Below are 21,881 nucleotides of genomic sequence, written 5' to 3'. Positions count from 1 at the left end.
AACCCGACTATTGAAGTGTGGGTTCGCTGTCGGAGTCGAAGATGAAAAACTGGCTGGACGAGATCAAGTGGGACGCCGATGGCCTGGTGCCGGCGATTGCCCAGGATCACAAGACCGGACGCGTGCTGATGATGGCCTGGATGAACCGCGAAGCCCTGGAGCTGACCGCATCCGAAAACCGTGCCATCTACTGGTCACGTTCCCGTGGCAAGCTGTGGCGCAAGGGCGAAGAGTCCGGCCATGTGCAGACCCTGCATGAAATGCGTCTGGACTGCGACGCCGACGTGATCATCCTGATGGTTGAACAGATCGGCGACATCGCCTGCCATACCGGCCGCCAGAGCTGCTTCTACCGCGTCTTCGAAAACGGCGACTGGAAAACGGTCGACCCGGTCCTGAAAGACCCGCACGCTATCTACTCATCCGGACACAAACATGAGTGACACTCTGAACCGCCTCGCTCAAGTACTTGAAGAGCGCAAGGGCGCTGCTGCCGACAGCTCATATGTAGCTAGTCTGTATCACAAGGGCCTGAACAAGATTCTGGAGAAGGTCGGCGAAGAGTCGGTCGAAACCATCATTGCCGCCAAGGACGCCGTCGTCAGCGGTGACTGCAGCGACGTGATCTACGAGACCGCCGACCTGTGGTTCCACAGCATGGTCATGCTCGCCCAGCTGGGGCAGCACCCGCAGGCTGTACTCGACGAGCTGGATCGTCGCTTCGGCCTGTCCGGACACGTCGAGAAAGCCTCGCGTCCGTCCGCCTGAACAACTTTTAGAGAGGAACAGCAACATGGGCATTTTTGACTGGAAACACTGGATCGTCATTCTGGTTGTCGTGGTGCTGGTGTTCGGCACCAAGAAACTGAAAAACCTCGGCACCGACGTCGGCGAATCGATCAAGGGCTTTCGCAAGGCCATGAACGACGACGAGAAACCGGCCGATCCGACCGTCACGCCTGCGCAGCCGGTACCACCGGTCCAGCCGCAAGCCACCGCTCAGGCCAACCCGCCGCACACCATCGACGTGCAGGCGCAGAAAGTCGAAGAGCCGATCCGCAAAGACGTGTGAGCACTGACTAATGTTTGGTATCAGCTTCTCTGAACTGCTGCTCGTCGGCCTCGTTGCCCTGCTGGTGCTGGGCCCCGAGCGTCTGCCGGGCGCTGCACGCACCGCCGGCCTGTGGGTCGGGCGGCTGAAGCGCAGCTTCAACGCGATCAAACAGGAAGTTGAACGTGAAATCGGTGCCGACGAAATCCGTCGGCAACTGCACAACGAACACATCCTGTCGCTGGAGCAGGAGGCGCGAAAAATCTTCACGCCACCGGTTCAGCAGGAGCCGACGCCGGTGCAGCCAGTGGCAGAACAGACCCCTGCGGCTCCCGTTGCGGAGCAGCCGGCGAGCGTCGAACACGTCTCTGCCGCAGCCGCTGAAACTGCCCCGGTCATGCAACCGATCGAACCCGTTGCTCCAGCCGCCGCGCCAACCACGCCGGCCCCTCACGACCCAACATTGCCGCCGCGAGCCCCATGAGCGATCTTCCCGAAAACGACCAGCACATGCCGCTGGTATCGCACCTCACCGAGTTGCGCACCCGCCTGCTGCGTTGCGTCGCGGCGATCTTCATCATCTTCGCCGGGCTGTTCGCCTTCACCCAGCAGATCTATACCTTTGTCTCGACACCGCTCCGCCAGTACCTGCCGGCCGGCGCGACAATGATCGCGACTGACGTGTCGTCGCCGTTCCTGACGCCGTTGAAGCTGACCATGATGGTGTCGCTGTTCCTGGCGATTCCGGTGATCCTGCACCAGATCTGGGGCTTCATCGCGCCGGGTCTGTACAAGCACGAGAAGCGTGTCGCGGTGCCGCTGCTGATTTCCAGCATCCTGCTGTTCTACACCGGCATGGCGTTCGCCTATTTCTTCGTATTCCCGCTGATCTTCAAGTTCTTCGCCTCGGCCACCCCGGCCGGCGTGGAAATGATGACCGACATCACCAGCTATCTCGATTTCGTCATGACGCTGTTCTTCGCCTTCGGCGTGGCGTTCGAAATCCCGGTGGCCGTGGTGCTGCTGGTGTGGATCGGCGTGGTCGACGTCAAATACCTGAAGAAGATCCGCCCGTACGTGATCATCGGCTGCTTCGTGGTCGGCATGATCCTGACCCCGCCGGACATCTTCTCCCAGACCCTGCTGGCCGTACCGATGTGGATGCTGTTTGAAGTCGGCATCCTGTTCGGCAGTCTGGTCAGCAAGCGCGAGCGCCCGGACGAAACCGTCGACGACCACAACGACCAGCCGCCAGCGACCCAGCCATGAACCTGCTGCTGCTCGAAGAGGCCGATTTCATTGCGGCCGACCGCGTCGTGCTGCGCGACCGACGCCTGACCCACATGCAGGAAGTCCACCGTTCGGAAGTCGGTGACAGCCTGCGGGTCGGGCGTATCGATGGTTTGATGGGGTCGGCTCAAGTGCTGCGCCTGGATGCCAATGAAGCAGAATTGCGCGTGTCGCTCGATCAACCACCACCGGCGAAGCTTCCGCTGACTCTGGTACTGGCCCTGCCTCGCCCGAAAATGCTGCGTCGGGTGTTCCAGACCGTGGCGACCATGGGTGTGTCCAAGGTGATTCTGGTCAACAGCTATCGCGTCGAGAAGAGTTTCTGGCAGACGCCGTTTCTGGAGCCGGAGGCGATTCGCGAGAATCTGATCCTCGGTCTCGAACAGGCCCGGGATACCGTGCTGCCGCAGATCATCATCGAAAAGCGCTTCAAGCCGTTCGTCGAAGACCGCCTGCCGGCCATCACCGACGGCACCCTCGGCCTGGTCGGCCATCCCGGCAACTTCCCGCCCTGCCCCCGCGCGCTGAACGAACCGGTGACACTGGCCATCGGCCCCGAGGGTGGCTGGATTCCCTACGAAATCGACCTGCTGACCAAGGCCGGACTGCAAGCGGTACAACTGGGCGAGCGCATCCTGCGCGTAGAAACCGCCGTCACTGCCCTGCTCGCCCGTCTGTTCTAAGACACACACGAAGCCACTGTGGCGAGGGCGCTCGCTCCCGCTCGGCGGCGCAGCCGTCGCAAAAACGGCAACCCCTTGCTCATCTGAAGAAAGAGCGATGGCCGCTTCGCGCCCAAGCGGGAGCAAGCGCCCTCGCCACAAAATCCGGCATCACATCAAATAAATGATGTTACAGATTGCCATCATCCAGCCGATACAGTCTCCATAAGTCCAATTAGTGGTCCGAGGGGAGTCGTCGCATGTACCGTTGGTTAGCCGAGAATCTTGGAAACGTCAGCGTCAAACGCAAGCTGGGCATCGGTTTCGGCCTGGTGCTGCTGCTGACGCTGTTGATCACCTTCACCGGCTGGACCGGCATGAGCGGCATCATCAGCCGCGGTGACAAACTCGGTTTCATCTCCAGCCTCAACGAGCTGACCAAGGACCTGCGCCTGGCGCGCCTGGATTACGAAATGCGTCGCGGCGAACAAGGCCCGGGCACGGTCAACGACCTGCTGGGCAAACTCGACAGCGGCCTGCAGACTGCACGCGGCCTGATCGAACAACCCGCCGACGCGGCGAAAGTCGATCAGCAACTGGCGGCCGTCGCCGAATACAAACGCGCCTTCGCCGACATGGTGCAGGCCGGTGCCAACCGCGAAGATGCCCGCAGCAAACTCGGCGCTACCGCCGACAACGCCGTGGCCAGGGTCGCCGAAGTCGAAAAATCCATGCTGCAGGGCGACAGCGTCGCCCAGTTCAACGCGGTGATCGACCTGAGCAAACTCATCCAGCAGGCCCGCTTCCAGGTCCGTGGCTACACCTACAGCGGCAAGACCGAAGCCGAGCAACCGGCCCTGGACGCCATCGACAACGCCCTGAAAAACCTCGAGACCCTGCCGGCCAAGCTGCCTGAGCAACACATCGCCAACCTCCAGCAGGCCACTGACTCACTCAAGGCCTATCGTGCCGCTGTCAGCCAGTTCCGCGACTCCCAGGTGGCCAGCGCCAAGGCTCTGGCCCGCATGTCGGTGCAGGGTGACATCCTGCTCGATGTCAGCAAGCAACTCACCGAATCCCAGACAGTCGTCCGCGACACCGATGCCGCCAGCGCGAAGCGCCAGCTGCTGATCGCCACCCTGCTGGCCGTGGCCTTCGGCTTGCTGGCGGCATGGGCGATCACCCGGCAGATCATCATTCCGCTGAACCAGACCCTGAAAGTGGCCGAGCGCGTAGCCTCCGGCGACCTGACGCACAACCTGATCTCCCTGCGTCGCGACGAACTCGGCCAGTTGCAGCGTTCGATGCAGAGCATGACCCAGGGCCTGCGGGAGCTGATCAGCGGCATCAGCGACGGCGTGACCCAGATCGCCAGCGCCGCCGAGGAGCTGTCCGCCGTGACCGAGCAGACCAGCGCCGGCGTGAACAATCAGAAAGTCGAGACCGATCAGGTCGCCACCGCCATGAACGAAATGGCCGCCACCGTGCAGGAAGTCGCGCGCAACGCCGAGGAAGCTTCGGAAGCCGCCGTCGCGGCTGACCAGCAGGCCCGCGAAGGCGACAAGGTGGTCGGTGAAGCCATTGCTCAGATCGAACGTCTGGCCACTGAAGTCGGCCACTCCACCGAAGCCATGGGCGAGCTCAAGCGCGAAAGCGACAAGATCGGCAGCGTCCTCGACGTGATCAAATCCGTGGCCCAGCAAACCAACCTGCTGGCCCTCAACGCCGCCATCGAAGCGGCCCGTGCCGGTGAGGCCGGACGTGGTTTTGCGGTGGTCGCCGATGAAGTGCGCAGCCTCGCCCAGCGCACCCAGAAATCCACCGAAGAGATCGAAGAGCTGATCGTCGGCCTGCAGAACGGCACCCAGCAGGTGGCGACGATCATGGACAACAGCCGCACGCTGACCGACAGCAGCGTCGAGCTGACCCGCCGCGCCGGTGGCTCGCTGGACAGCATCACTCGCACCGTTTCGGCGATTCAGGCGATGAACCAGCAGATCGCCGCGGCCGCCGAACAGCAGAGTGCCGTGGCCGAAGAGATCAACCGCAGCGTGCTGAACGTGCGGGATGTGTCGGACCAGACCTCGGCGGCCAGTGAAGAGACGGCGGCCTCCAGCGTCGAGCTGGCACGCCTGGGCACTCACCTGCAAACGCTGGTGGGCCGGTTCAAGGTTTGATTCATCTGCCTCGGTTCACTATGGACCGAGGTGATACTTTCGCGAGCAAGCTCGCTCCCACAGGGATCCTGGTGGAACACAGGATTTGTGTTCACCACCAGACAATGTGGCAGCGGGCTTGCTCGCGGAGACGGCCGAACAGGCGCCGCAGTTACAAAACCTGCCGCAAAAACGCCTGGGCTCGCGGATCCCTCGGCGCATCGAAGAATTCCGTCGGCGAGGCGTCTTCCAGCAGTTTGCCGTGATCGAAGAACAGCACCCGGTCCGCCACCTCCCGGGCGAAGCCCATTTCGTGGGTCACGCAGACCATGGTCATGCCTTCAACTGCCAGGTTTTTCATCACATCCAGCACCTCACCGACCATTTCCGGGTCGAGGGCCGAGGTCGGCTCATCGAATAGCATGACCTTCGGGTCCATCGCCAACGCCCGGGCGATCGCCACGCGCTGCTGCTGACCGCCGGACAGACGCGAAGGGTATTCGCGGGCCTTCTGCGCAATGCCGACCTTTTCCAGCAGCGCCATCGCCTTGGCCTCGCTGTCCTTCTGGCCACGCTTGCGCACGACTTTCTGTGCCAGGCAGAGGTTTTCCAGTACGGTCATGTGCGGAAACAGGTTGAAGTGCTGGAACACCATGCCGACTTCACGGCGATAGGCGTTGATGTCGGTTTTCGGGTCGGCCAGTTGCAGGCCGTCGATGCTCACCGAGCCGGAATCGAATTCCTCAAGACCATTAAGGCAGCGCAGGAAGGTCGACTTGCCGGAACCGGACGGGCCGAGCACCACCAGCACCTCGCCCTTGGCGACGTTGGTGCTGACGTTATCCACCGCACGCACCACCTGACCACGGGTGTCGAAGACTTTTACCAGATCGCGGACTTCAATCACTTTGCGCGAGCCTCCGCTCGAGCCGGCTGGCGATTTTCGACAGCGGCAGGTTGATCAACAAGTACAGGCCGGCCACGCAGAACAGGATTTCGAACGGCGAAAACGAGGTGGTGATGACTTCACGGCCGCTTTTCAGCAGCTCGGTAATCGCAATCACCGACACCAGCGAAGTGTCCTTCACCAGACTGATGAACTGCCCGGCCAACGGTGGCAGCACGCGTTTGAACGCCTGCGGCAGCACCACATGGCGCATCGACTGGCCGGCGCTCAGACCCAGCGAACGCGCCGCTTCGTTCTGCCCACGGGCAATCGACTGCACGCCGGAACGAATGATTTCCGCCACATAGGCGCCGGTGAACAGCGACAACGCGGCGATCCCGGCGAACTCCCGGGACAGGTTCATCACCGTGCCGATGAAGAAGTAAAAAATGAAGATCTGCACCAGCAGCGGCGTGCCGCGCACCAGTTCGACATAGATCGTCGACAGGTCGCGCAGGGTCGGGTTGCTCGACAACCGGCACAGGCCGGTGGCCAGACCGATCAGCAGACCGAGGACACCGGACACCACCGACAGCCAAAGCGTCGTCCACAGCCCCCACAGCAGCGGACCCGCCGCCCAATGCCGGGTCACGCCCACAACGTCGCCTTCGGCCACATCGTCGCCCTGGGCGAATTGCAGGCTGTTTTCGTCGACGGTCAGGTGCTGCTCGTCACCGGCATCATTGCGCAGGGTGACCTGAGCACTGCCGCCCTTGCGTACCAGTTCGCTGACGGTGGAAATGTCAGTGGCGCGCTGGGTTTCCTCGGCCTGATAGGCGAAGTACTGCGGCACACGGTTCCAGCGCCATTCGTAGGACATCAGCGACGTGGCGTAATACAGCGCGCCCGCCAGGCCGACCAGCACCAGCACGGTCAGGACGTGCCAGGGCCATTGGGCTTTTTTCTGTTTCATCTAGAGGTAAATCCATAACGATCAGGGCGCTCACTCCCTCTGTGGCGAGGGAGCTTGCTCCCGCTGGGTTGCGAAGCAGCCCTGAAACCGGCCTCTGCGCAACATCGGGTAGAACGAGTCAACCGGAGACTACGACTGCTTTGCAGCCGAGCGGGAGCAAGCTCCCTCGCCACAATGACCGGGCTTATTCCATGTCCTTGAGCCACTCGGTGCTCTTGAACCACTTGTCATGGATGCGATCGTAGGTGCCGTCTTCGTGGATCTGGTGCAGGAAGTTGTTGATGAAGTTGAGGCTGTCGTAGTCACCCTTCTTCAGACCGAAGGCCAGCGGTTCGTAAGTGAACGGCTTGTCGAGGAACACCAGTTTGCCGGCGCCGACCTTGTTTACCGCGACGACGTTGTACGGCGCGTCATAGATGAAAGCGTCGGCCTTGCCGTTGACCACGTCGAGCACGGCTTCCTGCTCGTTGTCGTAGCCGTGGTACTTGGCCTTGGCGATAAGTTTTTTGGCGACCATTTCGCCGGTGGTGCCGAGCTTGGAGGTGATGCGGTAGTCGGCGGTGTTCAGGTCTTTGTAAGACTTGATGGTGCCTTCCAGTTCCTTGCGGATCAGCAGGGTCTGGCCGACCACGATGAACGGTTCGCTGAAGTTCAGGCGCAGGTTGCGTTCCTGGGTCAGGGTCATGCCGCTGCCGATCATGTCGAACTTGTCGGTCATCAGTGCCGGGATGATCCCGTCGTAACCGGTCGAAACCAGCTCCAGCTTGACGCCCATGGCCTTGGACATGGCTTTGAGGATGTCGACTTCAAAACCGATGATCTCGCCGCGCTTGTTGGTCATCTCGAACGGCATGTAGGTCGGGTCCATGCCGACTTTCAAGGTGCCGCGCTTGACCGCGTCATCGATTGCGCCGGCCTGCGCCGCAGTGACTGCAACCAGTGCCGTGACGCCGACCAGCAGCATCGACAGATACTTCTTCATCTTCAAGTCCCCAAAACCATTGCGTTTGCGGCGCGAAAACCGACAGAGATGGACAAATGTGTCCGGGTGCGCCAATTCGGGGACGGATGCTAACGCACTCGTCCGTTTGCACAAGTTTTTTCATGAGGGACTGACCGATGCCAGCATTCGGCAGGCAAAAAAAACCCCGCTTTCGCGGGGTTTCTTCATCAGGCCGGTTGCGCTTGCAGGCTCACAGGCTTGAGCGGCAGCAGCGGCGCATGGGGATCGGCTTTCACCGAGGCCCGCCAGGCGTCCAGCCACTCGGCGTGACCTTCGGCCCACACCTGCTCGTGCAGACGGGCCAGGGCCACCGGATCGCTCAGCAGTTGCAGGCGATCGTGGTTGTTCAGCCCGGCCGGGCCGACCTTGATCGCGTGACGCACACGTTCCTGACGCAACCACTCGATCGGCTCGGCCTGACCGTGACGCGAGGTCGCCAGCGAGCACGCCAAAGCGTTCTGCTGCGGATCGACCACGGCGCGGACGAAGCCGTCGTTAAGCGCATGCCAGCGGTTTTCGTGGGTGTACTGATCGGTGGCCAGCAGCGCCTGTGGCGGATTGTATTCCTCGGGGATGAGGAACAGGCTCTCGTCACGGGATTTGAGGCCCAGGCCCACGCGGCTGGAAATCACCGACACCGGAATCGACAGCATCAGCGAACCGACGATCGGCACCAGCCACCACAGGAAGCTCGGGTTCAGCCAGATCACCAGCAGCGCCCAGAAAAAGCCCAGCAGGGTCTGCGGACCGTGGCGCTTGATCGCTTCGCTCCATGGCGTGGAGTCGTCGTCACGCTGTGGCGAGTTCCAGGTCGCCGCCCAGCCAAGGAACGCGGCCAGAACGAAACGGGTGTGGAAAATCATCCGCACCGGCGCCAGCAGCATGGAAAACAGCATCTCCAGCAGCATCGACAGGGTCACCTTGAACTTGCCGCCGAACTCTTTCGCGCCCTTGGCCCAGATCAGGATGACGCTCAACAGCTTCGGCAGGAACAGCAGCACGATGGTCGTCGAGAACAGCGCGATGGCCTTGTCCGGGTGCCATTGCGGCCACAGCGGATAGAGCTGGCGCGGCTCGAGGAAGTACTGCGGCTCCATGAGCGTGTTCACCGCCAGCAGCGCCGTCGACAGCACCAGGAAGAAGAACCACAACGGCGCCGACAGGTAGGACATCACGCCGGTCAGGAACACCGCGCGGTGTACCGGGTGCATGCCTTTGACCAGGAACAGGCGGAAGTTCATCAGGTTGCCGTGGCACCAGCGACGGTCACGCTTGAGCTCGTCGAGCAGGTTTGGCGGCAGTTCTTCGTAGCTGCCCGGCAGATCATAGGCAATCCACACGCCCCAGCCGGCACGGCGCATCAGCGCGGCTTCGACGAAGTCGTGGGAGAGGATCGCACCGGAGAACGCCCCCTTGCCCGGCAACGGCGCCAGGGCGCAGTGGTCGATGAACGGCTTCATGCGGATGATCGCGTTGTGACCCCAGTAGTGGGATTCACCCAACTGCCAGAAGTGCAGGCCGGCAGTGAACAGCGGACCGTAAACCCGCGTAGCGAATTGCTGCATGCGCGCATACAGCGTGTCCATGCCCGAAGCACGCGGCGCGGTCTGGATGATACCGGCGTCCGGCGTGGCCTCCATCAGGCGCACCAGGCTGGTCAGGCACTCGCCGCTCATCACCGAGTCGGCGTCGAGCACGACCATGTACTTGTAATCGCCACCCCAGCGACGGCAGAAGTCATCGAGGTTGCCGCTCTTGCGTTTGACGCGACGACGACGGCGACGATAGAAGATCTTGCCGAAGCCTTTGGCTTCGCGGCAGACGTCCAGCCAGGCCTGCTGTTCGGCAACGCAGATATCGGTGTCGTTACTGTCGCTGAGCACGAAGAAGTCGAAGCGATCCAGGTCACCGGTGGCCGCGACGGACTCGAAGGTCGCCCGCAGACCGGCGAACACCCGAGGCACGTCTTCGTTGCAGATCGGCATCACCAGCGCGGTGCGTGCGTCTTTCGGAATCGGCTCGTTACCGGCACTTTTACCGGAGATCCGGTATTTATCGTGGCCGGTGAGCAACTCGAGGAAGCCCATCAGCGCAGTCCAGAAACCGGCTGACACCCAGCAGAACAGAATCCCGAACATGATCAGGATGCTGGTCTGCAATGCATACGGCAGCACTTGCGTGGCGGTTTGCAGCAACGGTTGATGCAGGACTTCTTCCAGGTCGACGAACGACCAGCCCTGATACGGCATGATGCCTTTCATGTACCAGCCGGCGACAATGGTCTGGCCGAGCATCAGGAGCAGCAGGATGTAGCGACGGATCGAACCGACGGTGCGCCAGCGGGCGGCCGGCAGCACGTTCTGGTCCTTGGGCGGCTGCGGCGGATTGGTCCGGCCGGTCAGGCGACGCCAGCCACGCACCAGGATGTTGGTGCGCCACGGCTCCGGCACGACCTTGGTCCGACGAATCGGCGGCGTGGCCTTGAGGCTGACCCGGCCGCTGGCATCGAGCACCAGCATTTCCGCGTCTTCCAGCTCTTCGGCAGTGCTCAGGGTCAGGCGCTTGCCCACCGAAGCCTGGGCGGCTTCGGTCGGGGCGTCGAACGTCGAGGACGACAGGCGTTGATGCAATTCGCTGAAGGACTGGCAGCCCGCGAGTTCCGCGCGCTGCTCGTCGGTCATCGGCAGATGCGCCAGGTACTCGGACAGAGACTCTGGCTGTACTTGAGAATTACTCATCGGCAGGCAACTGATAGCTCCAGGTCTCGGTCAGGACTTGTTCAGTCGCGGCCGGTTCCGGTGTGGCTGGGGCCGCTTCTGCAGCGGCTGGCTGCTTGGCGTCTTTGTTGGCCTTGTCCTTGGCTTGTGCCGCCGGCTTGGCGTCGGCCTGTTTGGCTTCGGCCTGTTTGGCTTCGGCCGCCTGGGCGTCCTTGTCGGTTTTTTCCTGCTGCTTGGCGGCAACCTTGTCAGCCTTGGCAACGGAGGAGTTCGACGCCGGCAACGAGGTCTTGGCCAGATCCACAGGAATTACGTGCTGCACCAGCGCCGCACGCATTTCGGTGGCCTTGCTCGCGTCCTTGACCTTCAGACGCAGGGTCAGGCGCCAGCCTTTGGTTTCCGGGTTGTAACGCACGCTGTTCTCGACCAGCTCGGCGTTGTCGCCGACGCTGACCTGGCTACGCACATCGGCATCCGGCGACAACGCCGCCAAGGACGGACCTGCGAAGTCCACCAGGTAGGCCACGGTGCCATCCGGCTGACGGATCAGGTTCGATTGCTTGACGTCACCGGTCGAACGCAGGGTCTGCTCGACCCAGGCACTGTCGATGGCGTGAATTTTGGATTCGTCGTTGGTCCAGTGCATGCGGTAGGCGAAGTCCAGCGGCTGGCCCGGCTCCGGCTGTTTTTCCGGGTTCCAGAAGGCAACGATGTTGTCGTTGGTTTCGTCGGCAGTCGGGATCTCTACCAGATCGACAGTACCCTTGCCCCACTCGCCCTTCGGCTCGATCCAGGCGCTCGGACGCTTGTCGTAGCGGTCGTCGAGGTCTTCGTAGTGGCTGAAGTCGCGGCCACGCTGCAGCAGACCGAAACCACGCGGGTTCTCGACGCTGAACTGGCTCACGGACAGGTGTTTCGGGTTGTTCAATGGACGCCAGATCCACTCACCGTTGCCGGCATGGATCGACAGACCGCTGGAGTCGTGCAGTTCGCGACGGTAGTTGAGCACTTTCGACGGCTGGTTGGCGCCGAACAGGAACATGCTGGTCAGCGGCGCGATACCGAGCTTGCCGACCTTGTCACGCAGGAACATCTGGCCTTTGACGTCGACGATGGTGTCGCTGCCCGGACGCACGATCAGACGGTACGCACCGGTGGCACGCGGGGAGTCCAGCAGGGCGAAGATCACCAGGTGCTTGTCGCCCGGTTTTGGCTGCTGCACCCAGAACTCGCGAAAACGCGGGAATTCTTCGCCGGACGGCAAAGCGGTATCGATGGCCAGGCCACGGGCAGACAGACCATAGGTGTGACCCTTGCCGACGACGCGGAAGTAGCTCGCGCCCAGCATGGTCATGATTTCGTCTTGCTTGTCGGCCTTGTTGATCGGGTACAGGACACGGAAACCGGCGTAGCCCAGTTGTTCAGTGGCCTTCGGATCGAACTGCAGATCGCCGAAATCGAAACGGGACGGATCGTATTTGATCTCTTCGACGGTGTTTGCCGTGATTTCGTTGATTTTCACCGGCGTATCGAAGTGCATGCCCTGATGATAGAAGGACAGCTTGAACGGCGTCTTCTGGTCGGCCCATTCGGCTTTTTCGGTGCGGAAACGAATTTTCTGGTAGTCCGCGAATTTCATGTCGCGGAATTCGTTTGGCAGGTTGCTGCGCGGGGCTTCGAATTTCTGCCCGGCCAGCTCTTTGGCCTTGGCCGACACATCGTCAAGATTGAATGCCCAAAGCTGACCGGCGCTGAGCAGGCAGACGAGTGCCGAGCCCGCTACCAGAGCGCTTCGCAAGCGTTTGGCAGACAATTTTGCTGCATTACAGGGACTAACAATCACGAGCAACCCTCGCCGAAAACAGATCAAAAAACCAACGGCCAGATGAAGTGTCTGTCAGGGATCCGGTACAAAAAAACCGCTCCTGCAGAACACCCTTGCCAAGTTGGCGAGCATTGTTCCGACTCCGCTGGGGCAAAATGATTCCCCAATCGGATCCGGACAAGTCTCTACCTAAGTCAAAATGGACCAACGAACGCTGATCCCCGTAGCGCGCGATTATCTAGCAGCCCGCGTGACAACGCATCAGGGGTAACAAAGTATTTATCGCGAAAATTCCCTGTTTTCAGTCGAAAAGCCCTTAAAAACTTGTTTCAAGCACTTTCATGTCTGTAACAGGAAGGTTACCGGGCCGTCGTTGACCAGGTGCACCTGCATATCCGCGCCGAATCTACCTGATGCCACAGTGCCATGCATCTGTTTCGCTTTACTTAATAGATAGTCGAACAATTCCTCGCCCAGTGCCGGAGGGGCGGCGGTCGAGAAACTCGGGCGCAACCCGCTTTTGGTGTCGGCAGCCAGGGTGAACTGAGAGACCAGCAGCAGCCCGCCGCCCACATCCGCCAAAGACAGATTCATCTTGCCTTCGGCGTCACTGAATACACGATAGTTAAGCAGCTTATGCAGAAGTTTGTCGGCGCTGGCCTGCGTGTCGTCGGGTTCGACCGCCACCAGCACCAGCAGCCCCTGATCGACACTGCCGACCACCTCTCCCGCCACTTCGACCCGCGCGCCCTTCACGCGCTGCAAAAGCCCCTTCATGCTTCTTCGGGCGGCAGGTCGAGCAGGCGCCGGGCCATTTTGCTGGCGGCGCGCACCAGCGCATCGGTGATACCCGGTTCGGACGCGGCGTGCCCGGCATCGCGGATGACCTGCAGCTCGCTGTTCGGCCAGGCCTGATGCAGCTCCCAGGCATTGTCGAGCGGGCAGATCACGTCGTAGCGGCCATGGATGATCACGCCCGGCAGATGGGCGATCTTGCCCATGTCGCGGATCAACTGGTCCGGTTCGAGGAAGGCGTTGTTGGTGAAATAGTGGCACTCGATCCGCGCAATCGACAGGGCGCGCTGCGGCTCGGAGAAACGGTCGACCACCAGCGGGTTCGGGCGCAGGGTCGCGGTGCGTCCTTCCCAGATCGACCAGGCCTTGGCGGCATGCATCTGGGCGATCTGGTCATTGCCGGTCAGGCGTTTGTGGAACGCGCCGAGCAGGTCGTCGCGCTCGTCCAGCGGGATAGGCGCAATGTAGTCCTGCCAGTAATCGGGGAACAGACGGCTGGCACCGGCCTGGTAGAACCATTCGATTTCCTGCGGACGGCAGAGAAAGATCCCGCGCAGGATCAGACCATGCACACGCTCCGGGTGGGTCTGCGCGTAAGCCAGCGCCAGGGTCGAACCCCAGGAGCCGCCGAACAGCACCCATTTATCGATGCCCAGGTGTTTGCGGATGCGCTCGAGGTCTTCGACCAGATCCCAGGTGGTGTTGTTTTCCAGGCTGGCATGCGGGGTGGAGCGTCCGCAGCCGCGCTGGTCGAAGGTGACGATGCGATACAGATTCGGATCGAAGTAGCGACGGCTCTGGGCATCGCACCCGGCACCGGGACCACCATGGATGAACACCACCGGCAAACCTTCCGGTGAACCGCTTTCGTCGACATACAGCGTGTGGGTGTCGTCGACGGCCAGATCGTGCCGTGCGTGAGGTTTGATCTGCGGAAACAAAGTCTGCATTGCGCGCTCCGTAAGGGTCGAGGTCATCCCTGGGGGGACTTCTATTATTCTGCCGTCCGGCATCATAAACCCGATTTACGTCAATGAGCATGCCCGCGCGCTGTCACATTTTGTCAGCCATGAACCCCAGCAGGTTTTCGTAAAGACGATCGACTTCGGCCACCTGATGGCGGGCCCGCAGGCAGCCGTGAACCAGCCCTTCACCGTAATACAGCGTGGCTTCGCACCCGGCGGCGGCCAATCGTTCGGCGTAAAGCACACCGTCGTCGCGCAACGGATCGAACTGCGCCACGGCGATCCAGGCCGGGGGCAGTCCGCTGAAATCATCGGCGAGCAACGGCATGGCACGGGCATTGGATTGTGGCGTGCCGCGCAGGTACAACGCGTGATAACAATCCACGTCACTGCTGGACAGCAGCGGCGCATCGGCGCATTCGCTGCGCGACGGCAGCGTTTCACCACCACCCAACCCGGGATAGATCAACACCTGGGCCGTGGGCAGCGGCTCGCCGGCATCACGCAAGGCCACGCACAACGCGGCCGCCAGATTGCCTCCGGCGCTGTCGCCGGCCACCAGCATGCGTTCGGGATCGAACCAGAACGGCCCGCTGCGCAATGCACGCCAGACACTCAGGCAATCGTCGAACCCGGCCGGGAACGGATGTTCCGGGGCCAACCGGTAATCCACCGCCACCACCATCGCCCCCAGTGTCATGGCCAGTTCGCTGCAAATGAAGTCGTGAGAATCCAGCCCGCCCACCACCCAGCCACCGCCGTGCAGGTACAACACGCACGGCCAGCCGCCGGACGCTGGTTTGACGGGCGGGCGATACGAGCGCACCGCCACCCCGCTCAACTGAAAATCCACGACATCCAGCCCTGCCGGCCTCGAAGGCGTGAAAGCCCGGCACATCTCGTCGTAGGACCTGCGCAACCCCGCGAGACTGCTGTCATCGCTGGCAAAGCTTTCGGTCCTGACGACGAACGCGGCCATCGCCGGCGACAGTGGATAAGTGCTCATCAGTTTTTCAGACTGGCCTGAACCGTGGCCACTCCGTCCTTGCCGTCGAAACTGCTGACCCCCGCCAGCCAGCGTTGCAGGTCTTCGGGATGCTCACGCAACCAGGTCTTCGCCACGTCCTGAGGTGTCTTGCGCTCCATGATCGGCACCATCAACTGGCTTTCCTGGGCGGCGGTGAAGGTCAGGTTTTCCAGCAAGCGATGGACATTCGGGCAACGTTCGGCGTAGTCCGGCGCGGTGACGGTGGAAACGGTGGCAGCGCCTTCGTTGGGGCCGTAGACGTCTTCGCTGCCGGTCAGGTAGGTGATTTTCATGTTGATGTTCATCGGGTGCGGGGTCCAGCCGACGAATACCACGAACTCCTTGCGATTCATCGCCCGCTGTACGGCGGCAAGCATGCCGGCCTCACCGGACTCGATGATCTTGAAATCCTTCAGGTCGAAATGGTTGGTCTCGATCATGGTCTTGATCGTGGTGTTGGCGCCGCTGCCGGGCTCGATGCCGTAAATCTTGCCGCCGAGCTGATCCTTGAATTTTGCGATGTCGCCAAAGGTTTTCAGCCCTGCCGCCGCGACGTAGTCCGGCACTGCCAGCGTTGCCTGGGCATCCGCCAGGCTGGGCTTGTCCATGACCTTGACCTGATTGGCGGCGAGGAACGGCGCAATGTTCTTGTCCATCGCCGGTTTCCAGTAGCCGAGGAAAATATCCAGACGCTTGTCGCGGATGCCGGCGAAGATGATTTGCTGCACGGCGCTGGTCTGTTTGCTTTCGTAGCCGAGACCGTTGAGCAGCACGTCGGCCACGCCGCTGGTGGCGATCACGTCGGTCCAGTTGACCACGCCCATGCGCACGGTTTTGCAGGAGGCATCGTCGGAAGCCATGGCGCCGGCGCTGAGCAGCGCACTGCCGGTGAGGATTAACGCACAACGAGTGAACAGTCTTTTCATGTGGGGTCGTCTCGTGCGGCAGCGGTTTATTGTTCGGATCGGTGTCTTCTTGCACCGTGGCCGAAACATTACGCAGCAGGCGAGACGGAAAAGCGAACTGTGGCGACCGGGATTTGCACGGTGGCGACCCTCTACCCGGAATGAAGCGAACCTGTGGCGAGGGAGCTTGCTCCCGCTCGGCGGCGAAGCCGTCGCAAAACCGGGTGGCCGGATTTAGCCGATGAATCCCGGTTTCGGGGCCGCTTCGCAGCCCGGCGCGAGCAAACTCCCTCGCCACAAGGTATTTCAGCGCTGATAGTGCTTTTCGCCCCAGGCGAGCAGCCCCTGCAGCAACTCCTTGAGCACCACCCGCGTCGGCTCCGCCAGATCGGCGCGGTAGCGGAAGGGTTCGAACTCTTCCATATACGTACACTGGCCCAGTTCCAGTTGCACGGCGTGGATATTCTCGGCCGGATTGCCGTAGTGACGGGTGATGTGACCGCCCTTGAAGCGACCGTTGAGCACATGGCTGTAATTGCCGTGACGGGCGCAGATCGCTTCCAGTTGCGAAGCCAGTTGAGGATCGCAACTGGCGCCGTTGAAGGTGCCGAGGTTGAAGTCCGGCAGCTTGCCGTCGAACAGGTGCGGGATGATCGAACGGATCGAGTGCGCATCGAACAGCAGTGCGTAACCGAACTCGGCCTTCAGCCGCGCCAGTTCTTCCTGCAAGGTACGGTGGTAGGGCGCCCAGATCTGCTCCAGGTACGTCGCCCGTTCTTCTTTCGAAGGTTCCTTGCCTTCCTTGAACAACGCAATGCCATCGAACAGCGTCGCCGGATACAGCCCGGTGGTCGCGCCCGCGTACAGCGGTTTGTCGTCGGAAGGCCGGTTCAGGTCGATGACGAACCGCGAGTATTCCGCTGCCAGGGTGCTGGCGCCCAGTTCGGCAGCAAAATCGTAGAGCTGCGGAATGTGCCAGTCGGTGTCCGGCAGGCTTTTCGCGTCCGGGATCAATCCGGCCTCGACCGCCGGGGTCAGGCGCACGCCGGCATGCGGCATGCTGATCAGCAGCGGCACGCGGCCTTGTTTGAAGTTCAGAACCTTTTCCACAACCGCTCTCCTACAGACTTGATTCAACGCCGTGACGCACGACGCGCTTGTCGAGCTCACCGCCCAGCCAGTACGCCAGATCCGCTGGCCGGTCGATCTGCCAGGCAACGAAATCCGCGACCTTGCCGACTTCCAGCGAGCCGTGGGTATCGGCCATGCCCAAGGCTTGCGCCGCATGAATTGTGGCGCCGGCCAGGGCTTCTTCCGGGGTCATGCGGAAGCAGGTGCAGGCCATGTTCAGCATCAGGCGCAACGACAGCGCCGGCGAAGTGCCGGGGTTGAGGTCGCTGGCGATGGCGATTTTCACCTTGTGTTTGCGCAAGGCTTCCATCGGCGGCAATTGGGTTTCACGCAGGAAGTAGAACGCGCCCGGCAACAACACCGCGACAGTATCGGACTTGGCCATGGCAATGGCGTCGTCTTCATCCATGAATTCCAGGTGATCGGCGGACAACGCCTTGTAGCGGGCCGCAAGGCTGGAACCATGCAGCGACGACAATTGTTCGGCGTGCAGCTTCACCGGCAGACCGAGTTTTTGCGCACTGATGAACACCCGCTCGACCTGCTCCGGCGAGAACGCCAGGTATTCGCAGAACGCATCCACTGCATCCACCAGCCCTTCGGCGGCCAGTGCCGGCAGCATTTCGGCACAGATGTGATCGATGTAATCGTCGGCGCGATCCTTGTATTCCGGCGGCATCGCATGGGCGGCCAGGCAGGTGCTGCGCACGCTGATCGGCAGCTCGGCGGCGAGGCGGCGGATGACCCGCAGGATCTTGCGCTCGCTGGCCAGATCGAGACCGTAGCCGGATTTCATTTCGACCGTGGTCACGCCATCGCGCATCAGGCTTTTCAGGCGTTTGGCGGCGCTGGCGAACAGCTCGTCTTCCGACGCTTCGCGGGTGGCGCGCACGGTGCTGGCGATGCCGCCACCGGCCGCTGCGATCTCGGCGTAACTGACGCCTTGCAGGCGTTTCTCGAACTCGCCGCTGCGGTTACCGCCGAACACGGTGTGGGTGTGACAGTCGATCAGGCCGGGGGTCACCCACGCGCCTTGCAGATCGTTGACCGCCGGGTATTCGCCGGACGGCAATTGGCTGCGCGGACCGATCCACTCGATCAGCGCACCGGACGTCACGATGGCCGCGTCCTCGATGATCGAGTAGACGCCTTGCGCCATGGTTGCGACGTGGCAGTGTTGCCAGAGGGTTTTCATCCCTTAGTCTCCACAGTATTCAAAATCGATTTCGCGAGCAGGCTCGCTCCCACAGAGGATTGCATTTCAACTGTGGGAGCGAGCCTGCTCGCGAAGAGGCCATCACAGGCTAGGCAGCAACTTCGCCGGAACCAGCTCATTCAGCGTGCGAGAAGCCAGCAACTCGATCGCCGCATTGATGTCCGGCGCAAAGAAGCGGTCCTTCTCATAGAACGGCACTTCGCGACGCAGAATGCCCCGGGCCTTTTCCAGTTTGGCCGAGGTCTTCAGGCCGTTGCGCAGGTCCAGACCCTGCACCGCCGCCAGCCATTCCACCGCGAGAATGCCGCGGGTGTTCTCGGCCATTTCCCACAGGCGCTTGCCGGCGGCCGGGGCCATCGACACGTGGTCTTCCTGGTTGGCGGAGGTCGGCAGACTGTCCACCGAATGCGGATGGGCCAGCGCCTTGTTATCGCTGGCCAGCGCCGCCGCAGTCACCTGAGCGATCATGAAGCCCGAGTTCACGCCGCCATTGGCCACCAGGAACGGCGGCAGTTGCGACATGTGCTTGTCCATCATCAGCGAGATGCGGCGTTCGCTCAGGGAACCGATTTCGGCGATGGCCAAGGCCATGTTGTCAGCGGCCATGGCCACGGGTTCAGCATGGAAGTTGCCGCCGGAAATCACGTCGCCTTCGGCGGCGAACACCAACGGGTTGTCGGAGACGGCGTTGGCTTCGATCACCAGCACCTCGGCGGCCTGACGGAACTGGGTCAGGCACGCGCCCATGACTTGCGGCTGGCAGCGCAGCGAGTACGGATCCTGAACCTTCTCGCAGTTCTGGTGCGAATCGGAGACCTCGCTGCGCTCGCCCAGCAGATCGCGGTAAGCGGCGGCGGTGTCGATCTGGCCTTTCTGGCCACGGGCTGCGTGAATACGCGCATCGAATGGCGAGCGCGAACCGAGCACCGCTTCCACGCTCAGGCCGCCGATGGCCAGCGCGCCGGCAAACAGGTCTTCACCTTCGAACAGACCGCGCAGGGCGAATGCGGTGGACACCTGCGTACCGTTGAGCAGCGCCAGGCCTTCTTTCGCGGCCAAAGTCAGCGGGGTCAGACCGGCCACTTTCAGCGCTTCGGTGGCTTCCATCCACTCGCCCTTGTAACGGGCCTTGCCCTCGCCCAGCAGCACCAGCGACATGTGCGCCAATGGCGCGAGGTCGCCGGACGCCCCCACCGAACCTTTCAACGGAATGTGCGGATAAACCTCGGCATTGATCAGCGCGATCAGCGCGTCGATCACCACCCGACGAATGCCGGAGAAACCACGGCTGAGGCTGTTGACCTTGAGCACCATGATCAGGCGCACCAGCTCATCACTGATCGGCTCGCCGATGCCGGCGGCGTGGGACAGCACCAGCGAGCGCTGCAGGTTTTCCAGGTCGGCGCTGGCGATGCGGGTCGAGGCCAGCAGACCGAACCCGGTGTTGATGCCGTAGGCGGTGCGGTTCTCGGCGAGGATCTGCTCGACGCAGGCGACGCTGGCTTCGATCTGCGCGGCGGCGCTGTAGTCGAGCGTCAGTTTGACCGGGTTCTGGTAGACGTCACGCAGTTGCGACAGGCTCAGTTGGCCGGGGATCAGGTTCAGCGCAGTCATCTTGTGCTCCTTTTGAGAGTTTCTTGTTAACTCGCCAGACGCTCCGGAGATGTCCGTTGTCCGTCGCGTCTGCCCTTTTGGGGAGCCGCGCCTTGGCACGCTGGCGTGGGTAGTTTTCAGTGCAGGTCCGGCAGAGCCTTGTGCAGCAGTTCCGGGTCTTTCAACACACTCGCAGCCGCCGCAATATCGGGCGCCAGCCAGCGGTCCTGATCATAGGCAGGGACCTTCTCGCGCAGCAGTCGCCACGCCACATCGGTGCCCGCGCCGAAGCGCTGTTCCTTGAGAAACTCAAACGCCTGGGCCGCCAGCAGGTACTCGATGGCAAGGATCTGCGTGCAGTTTTCCAGTGCACGATGCAGCTTCAGCGCGGCGCTGGTGCCCATGCTCAGGTGGTCTTCCTGCAGGCCGGAAGTGACGTAGTTGTCAAGCACCGCCGGTTGCGCCAGCTGGCGGTTTTCCGCACACAGCGACGCGGCGACGTATTGCACGATCATCATCCCGGAGTTCACCCCCGGATTGGCCACCAGAAACGCCGGCAGGCCGCTGACGTGGGGATTGATCAGACGATCCAGACGCCGTTCGGCAATCGAGCCGATTTCGGCCATCGCGATGGCCAGCAAATCCGCCGCCAGCGCCACCGATTGCCCATGCGGGTTGGCCTGGGACATGACCCGGAATTCGTCCGGTGTGCCCAGCAGCAACGGGTTGTCGGTGCAGCCGTTGAGTTCGGTTTCGATCTGTTTGATTGCATGCGCCAGTTGATCGCGGGCGGCGCCGTGCACCTGCGGGATCGAGCGGATGCTCAGCGCATCCTGGGTGCGAATGCCTTTGCTCGACGCAATCACTTCACTGCCATCGAGCAGCGCGCGCAGATTGACGCCGACCTGTTGCATGCCCGGGTGCGGCTTGAGCGCGATGATCTCGGCGTCGAACGCGGCGATCTGGCCGCGCTGGGCTTCGAAACTCATGGCACCGACCACGTCGGCCCATTGCACCAGACGCGTGGCATCGGCAATCGCCAGGCAGCCGAGGCCGGTCATGCATGGCGTGCCGTTGACCAGACACAACCCGTCCTTCGCCCCAAGTTGCACCGGTTGCAAACCTTCTTCAGCCAGCGCCTGCTGCGCGGAAATCACTTGCCCGCGATAGCTGACATTGCCCACGCCCAGCAGCGCGATGCCGATGTGGGCCATGTGGGTCAGGTAACCCACCGAACCCTGGGACGGCACTTGCGGGGTGATACCGCGATTGAGCAACGCCAGCAGCGCTTCGACCACTTGCCGATGAATCCCGGATTTGCCGTGGCTGTAGTTGCGGATCGCAGCGCACAGGATGGCGCGGGTCTGCTCGTCGGCCAGTACCGGGCCGACGCCACAGGCATGGCTGAGCAAGGTGTTGCGCGACAGCTGGCTCAGCTGTTGGTCTTTCAGCGAGACGTTGGACAGACCGCCCAGCCCGGTGTTGACGCCATAGGCGCGCTCGCCGCTGGCGACAATGCGCTGGACGATGGCCTGAGCATTTTCGATGCGTGCCCAGGTCTGGGCCGACAGCTCCAGCTGCGCACCGTGCCGGGCTACCGCGACCACATCCTGCCAACGCATCGGGGCGTCGGCGATAACGATTTTTTCAGCCTGGGACATCTGGAACCTCATACCAATTCTGTTG

20 protein-coding genes and 1 pseudogene are annotated in these 21,881 nt (G+C 62.1%); 8 read left to right on the top strand and 13 right to left on the bottom strand.

The features are described 5' to 3' along the window. Window positions 1–41: 41 nt before the first annotated feature. From hisI to NWV16_RS27770, 8 genes and pseudogenes are all read left to right on the top strand, one after another. Entirely contained in the window at window positions 42–443 is a 402-nt protein-coding gene (gene hisI / locus NWV16_RS02865) for a phosphoribosyl-AMP cyclohydrolase (protein ID WP_065261770.1), read from the top strand. Beyond that, window positions 436–768 carry a phosphoribosyl-ATP diphosphatase gene (locus NWV16_RS02860; RefSeq protein WP_260521891.1) on the top strand — a complete coding sequence of 111 codons (333 nt, stop codon included), beginning with the start codon at window positions 436–438 and terminating at the stop codon, window positions 766–768. The genes hisI and NWV16_RS02860 overlap by 8 nt, the downstream gene beginning before the upstream one ends. A 25-nt stretch (window positions 769–793) precedes the next feature. Continuing rightward, complete coding sequence (locus tag NWV16_RS02855; RefSeq protein WP_007952423.1) at window positions 794–1,072, top strand: twin-arginine translocase TatA/TatE family subunit; 279 nt, start codon at window positions 794–796, stop codon at window positions 1,070–1,072. A 10-nt stretch (window positions 1,073–1,082) separates the two neighbouring features. Beyond that, complete coding sequence (gene tatB / locus NWV16_RS02850) at window positions 1,083–1,535, top strand: Sec-independent protein translocase protein TatB (RefSeq protein WP_260521890.1); 453 nt, start codon at window positions 1,083–1,085, stop codon at window positions 1,533–1,535. Then, window positions 1,532–2,320, top strand: coding sequence for a twin-arginine translocase subunit TatC (tatC, locus tag NWV16_RS02845; protein WP_065261773.1), 789 nt, complete (start codon window positions 1,532–1,534; stop codon window positions 2,318–2,320). The genes tatB and tatC overlap by 4 nt, the downstream gene beginning before the upstream one ends. Continuing rightward, window positions 2,317–3,024, top strand: coding sequence for a 16S rRNA (uracil(1498)-N(3))-methyltransferase (locus NWV16_RS02840; protein WP_260521889.1), 708 nt, complete (start codon window positions 2,317–2,319; stop codon window positions 3,022–3,024). Before tatC ends, NWV16_RS02840 begins: the two co-directional genes overlap by 4 nt. 239 nt (window positions 3,025–3,263) lie before the next feature. After that, a pseudogene (locus NWV16_RS27775) lies at window positions 3,264–4,325 on the top strand (methyl-accepting chemotaxis protein); the annotation flags it as partial. Further along, on the top strand, window positions 4,308–5,180 hold the full coding sequence (locus NWV16_RS27770; RefSeq protein ID WP_409519369.1) for a methyl-accepting chemotaxis protein: 873 nt from the start codon (window positions 4,308–4,310) through the stop codon (window positions 5,178–5,180). The pseudogene NWV16_RS27775 and the gene NWV16_RS27770, both read left to right, overlap by 18 nt. A 151-nt stretch (window positions 5,181–5,331) precedes the next feature. On the opposite strand, the gene NWV16_RS02830 is transcribed toward NWV16_RS27770, so the two are convergent. The 13 genes from NWV16_RS02830 to hutH (NWV16_RS02770) all read right to left on the bottom strand — a co-directional run bounded on the left by NWV16_RS02830 (window position 5,332) and on the right by hutH (NWV16_RS02770) (window position 21,856). Further along, a complete protein-coding gene (locus NWV16_RS02830) occupies window positions 5,332–6,066 on the bottom strand; it encodes an amino acid ABC transporter ATP-binding protein (protein WP_260521887.1) in 735 nt (244 codons plus the stop codon). Continuing rightward, entirely contained in the window at window positions 6,059–7,018 is a 960-nt protein-coding gene (locus tag NWV16_RS02825) for an amino acid ABC transporter permease (protein ID WP_007952431.1), read from the bottom strand. Before NWV16_RS02825 ends, NWV16_RS02830 begins: the two co-directional genes overlap by 8 nt. Before the next feature lie 184 nt (window positions 7,019–7,202). Beyond that, window positions 7,203–8,000 carry a transporter substrate-binding domain-containing protein gene (locus NWV16_RS02820; RefSeq protein WP_260521886.1) on the bottom strand — a complete coding sequence of 266 codons (798 nt, stop codon included), beginning with the start codon at window positions 7,998–8,000 and terminating at the stop codon, window positions 7,203–7,205. A gap of 188 nt (window positions 8,001–8,188) precedes the next feature. Beyond that, on the bottom strand, window positions 8,189–10,759 hold the full coding sequence (gene mdoH / locus NWV16_RS02815) for a glucans biosynthesis glucosyltransferase MdoH (RefSeq protein ID WP_260521885.1): 2,571 nt from the start codon (window positions 10,757–10,759) through the stop codon (window positions 8,189–8,191). Beyond that, complete coding sequence (locus NWV16_RS02810) at window positions 10,752–12,581, bottom strand: glucan biosynthesis protein G (protein ID WP_312846917.1); 1,830 nt, start codon at window positions 12,579–12,581, stop codon at window positions 10,752–10,754. Before NWV16_RS02810 ends, mdoH begins: the two co-directional genes overlap by 8 nt. 321 nt (window positions 12,582–12,902) lie before the next feature. Continuing rightward, window positions 12,903–13,340 carry a D-aminoacyl-tRNA deacylase gene (gene dtd / locus NWV16_RS02805; protein ID WP_065260939.1) on the bottom strand — a complete coding sequence of 146 codons (438 nt, stop codon included), beginning with the start codon at window positions 13,338–13,340 and terminating at the stop codon, window positions 12,903–12,905. Continuing rightward, the gene (gene pip / locus NWV16_RS02800) at window positions 13,337–14,308 is read right to left on the bottom strand and encodes a prolyl aminopeptidase (RefSeq protein ID WP_260521883.1); all 972 of its coding nucleotides are present in this window, start codon (window positions 14,306–14,308) and stop codon (window positions 13,337–13,339) included. Before pip ends, dtd begins: the two co-directional genes overlap by 4 nt. A 103-nt stretch (window positions 14,309–14,411) precedes the next feature. Continuing rightward, on the bottom strand, window positions 14,412–15,329 hold the full coding sequence (locus tag NWV16_RS02795; protein ID WP_260521882.1) for an alpha/beta hydrolase: 918 nt from the start codon (window positions 15,327–15,329) through the stop codon (window positions 14,412–14,414). After that, the gene (locus NWV16_RS02790; protein WP_260521881.1) at window positions 15,329–16,276 is read right to left on the bottom strand and encodes a choline ABC transporter substrate-binding protein; all 948 of its coding nucleotides are present in this window, start codon (window positions 16,274–16,276) and stop codon (window positions 15,329–15,331) included. The genes NWV16_RS02795 and NWV16_RS02790 overlap by 1 nt, the downstream gene beginning before the upstream one ends. Before the next feature lie 285 nt (window positions 16,277–16,561). Continuing rightward, window positions 16,562–17,365 (bottom strand): N-formylglutamate deformylase, encoded by an 804-nt coding sequence (gene hutG, locus NWV16_RS02785; protein ID WP_260521880.1) that lies wholly within the window; start codon window positions 17,363–17,365, stop codon window positions 16,562–16,564. Window positions 17,366–17,375: 10 nt separating this feature from the next. Then, a complete protein-coding gene (gene hutI, locus NWV16_RS02780) occupies window positions 17,376–18,581 on the bottom strand; it encodes an imidazolonepropionase (protein WP_260521879.1) in 1,206 nt (401 codons plus the stop codon). A gap of 102 nt (window positions 18,582–18,683) precedes the next feature. After that, window positions 18,684–20,216 carry a histidine ammonia-lyase gene (gene hutH, locus NWV16_RS02775; RefSeq protein ID WP_260521878.1) on the bottom strand — a complete coding sequence of 511 codons (1,533 nt, stop codon included), beginning with the start codon at window positions 20,214–20,216 and terminating at the stop codon, window positions 18,684–18,686. A 116-nt stretch (window positions 20,217–20,332) separates the two neighbouring features. Then, window positions 20,333–21,856, bottom strand: a complete 1,524-nt coding sequence (hutH, locus tag NWV16_RS02770) for a histidine ammonia-lyase (RefSeq protein ID WP_260521877.1) — start codon at window positions 21,854–21,856, stop codon at window positions 20,333–20,335. Between the last annotated feature and the right edge of the window lie 25 nt (window positions 21,857–21,881).

The organism is Pseudomonas sp. BW7P1 (genome assembly GCF_024981055.1).
GTDB classification, from domain to species: domain Bacteria; phylum Pseudomonadota; class Gammaproteobacteria; order Pseudomonadales; family Pseudomonadaceae; genus Aquipseudomonas; species Aquipseudomonas bananamidigenes.
The sequence above is the reverse complement of the archived record's forward strand: the minus strand, read 5'-3'. Positions and strand labels throughout refer to the sequence as shown.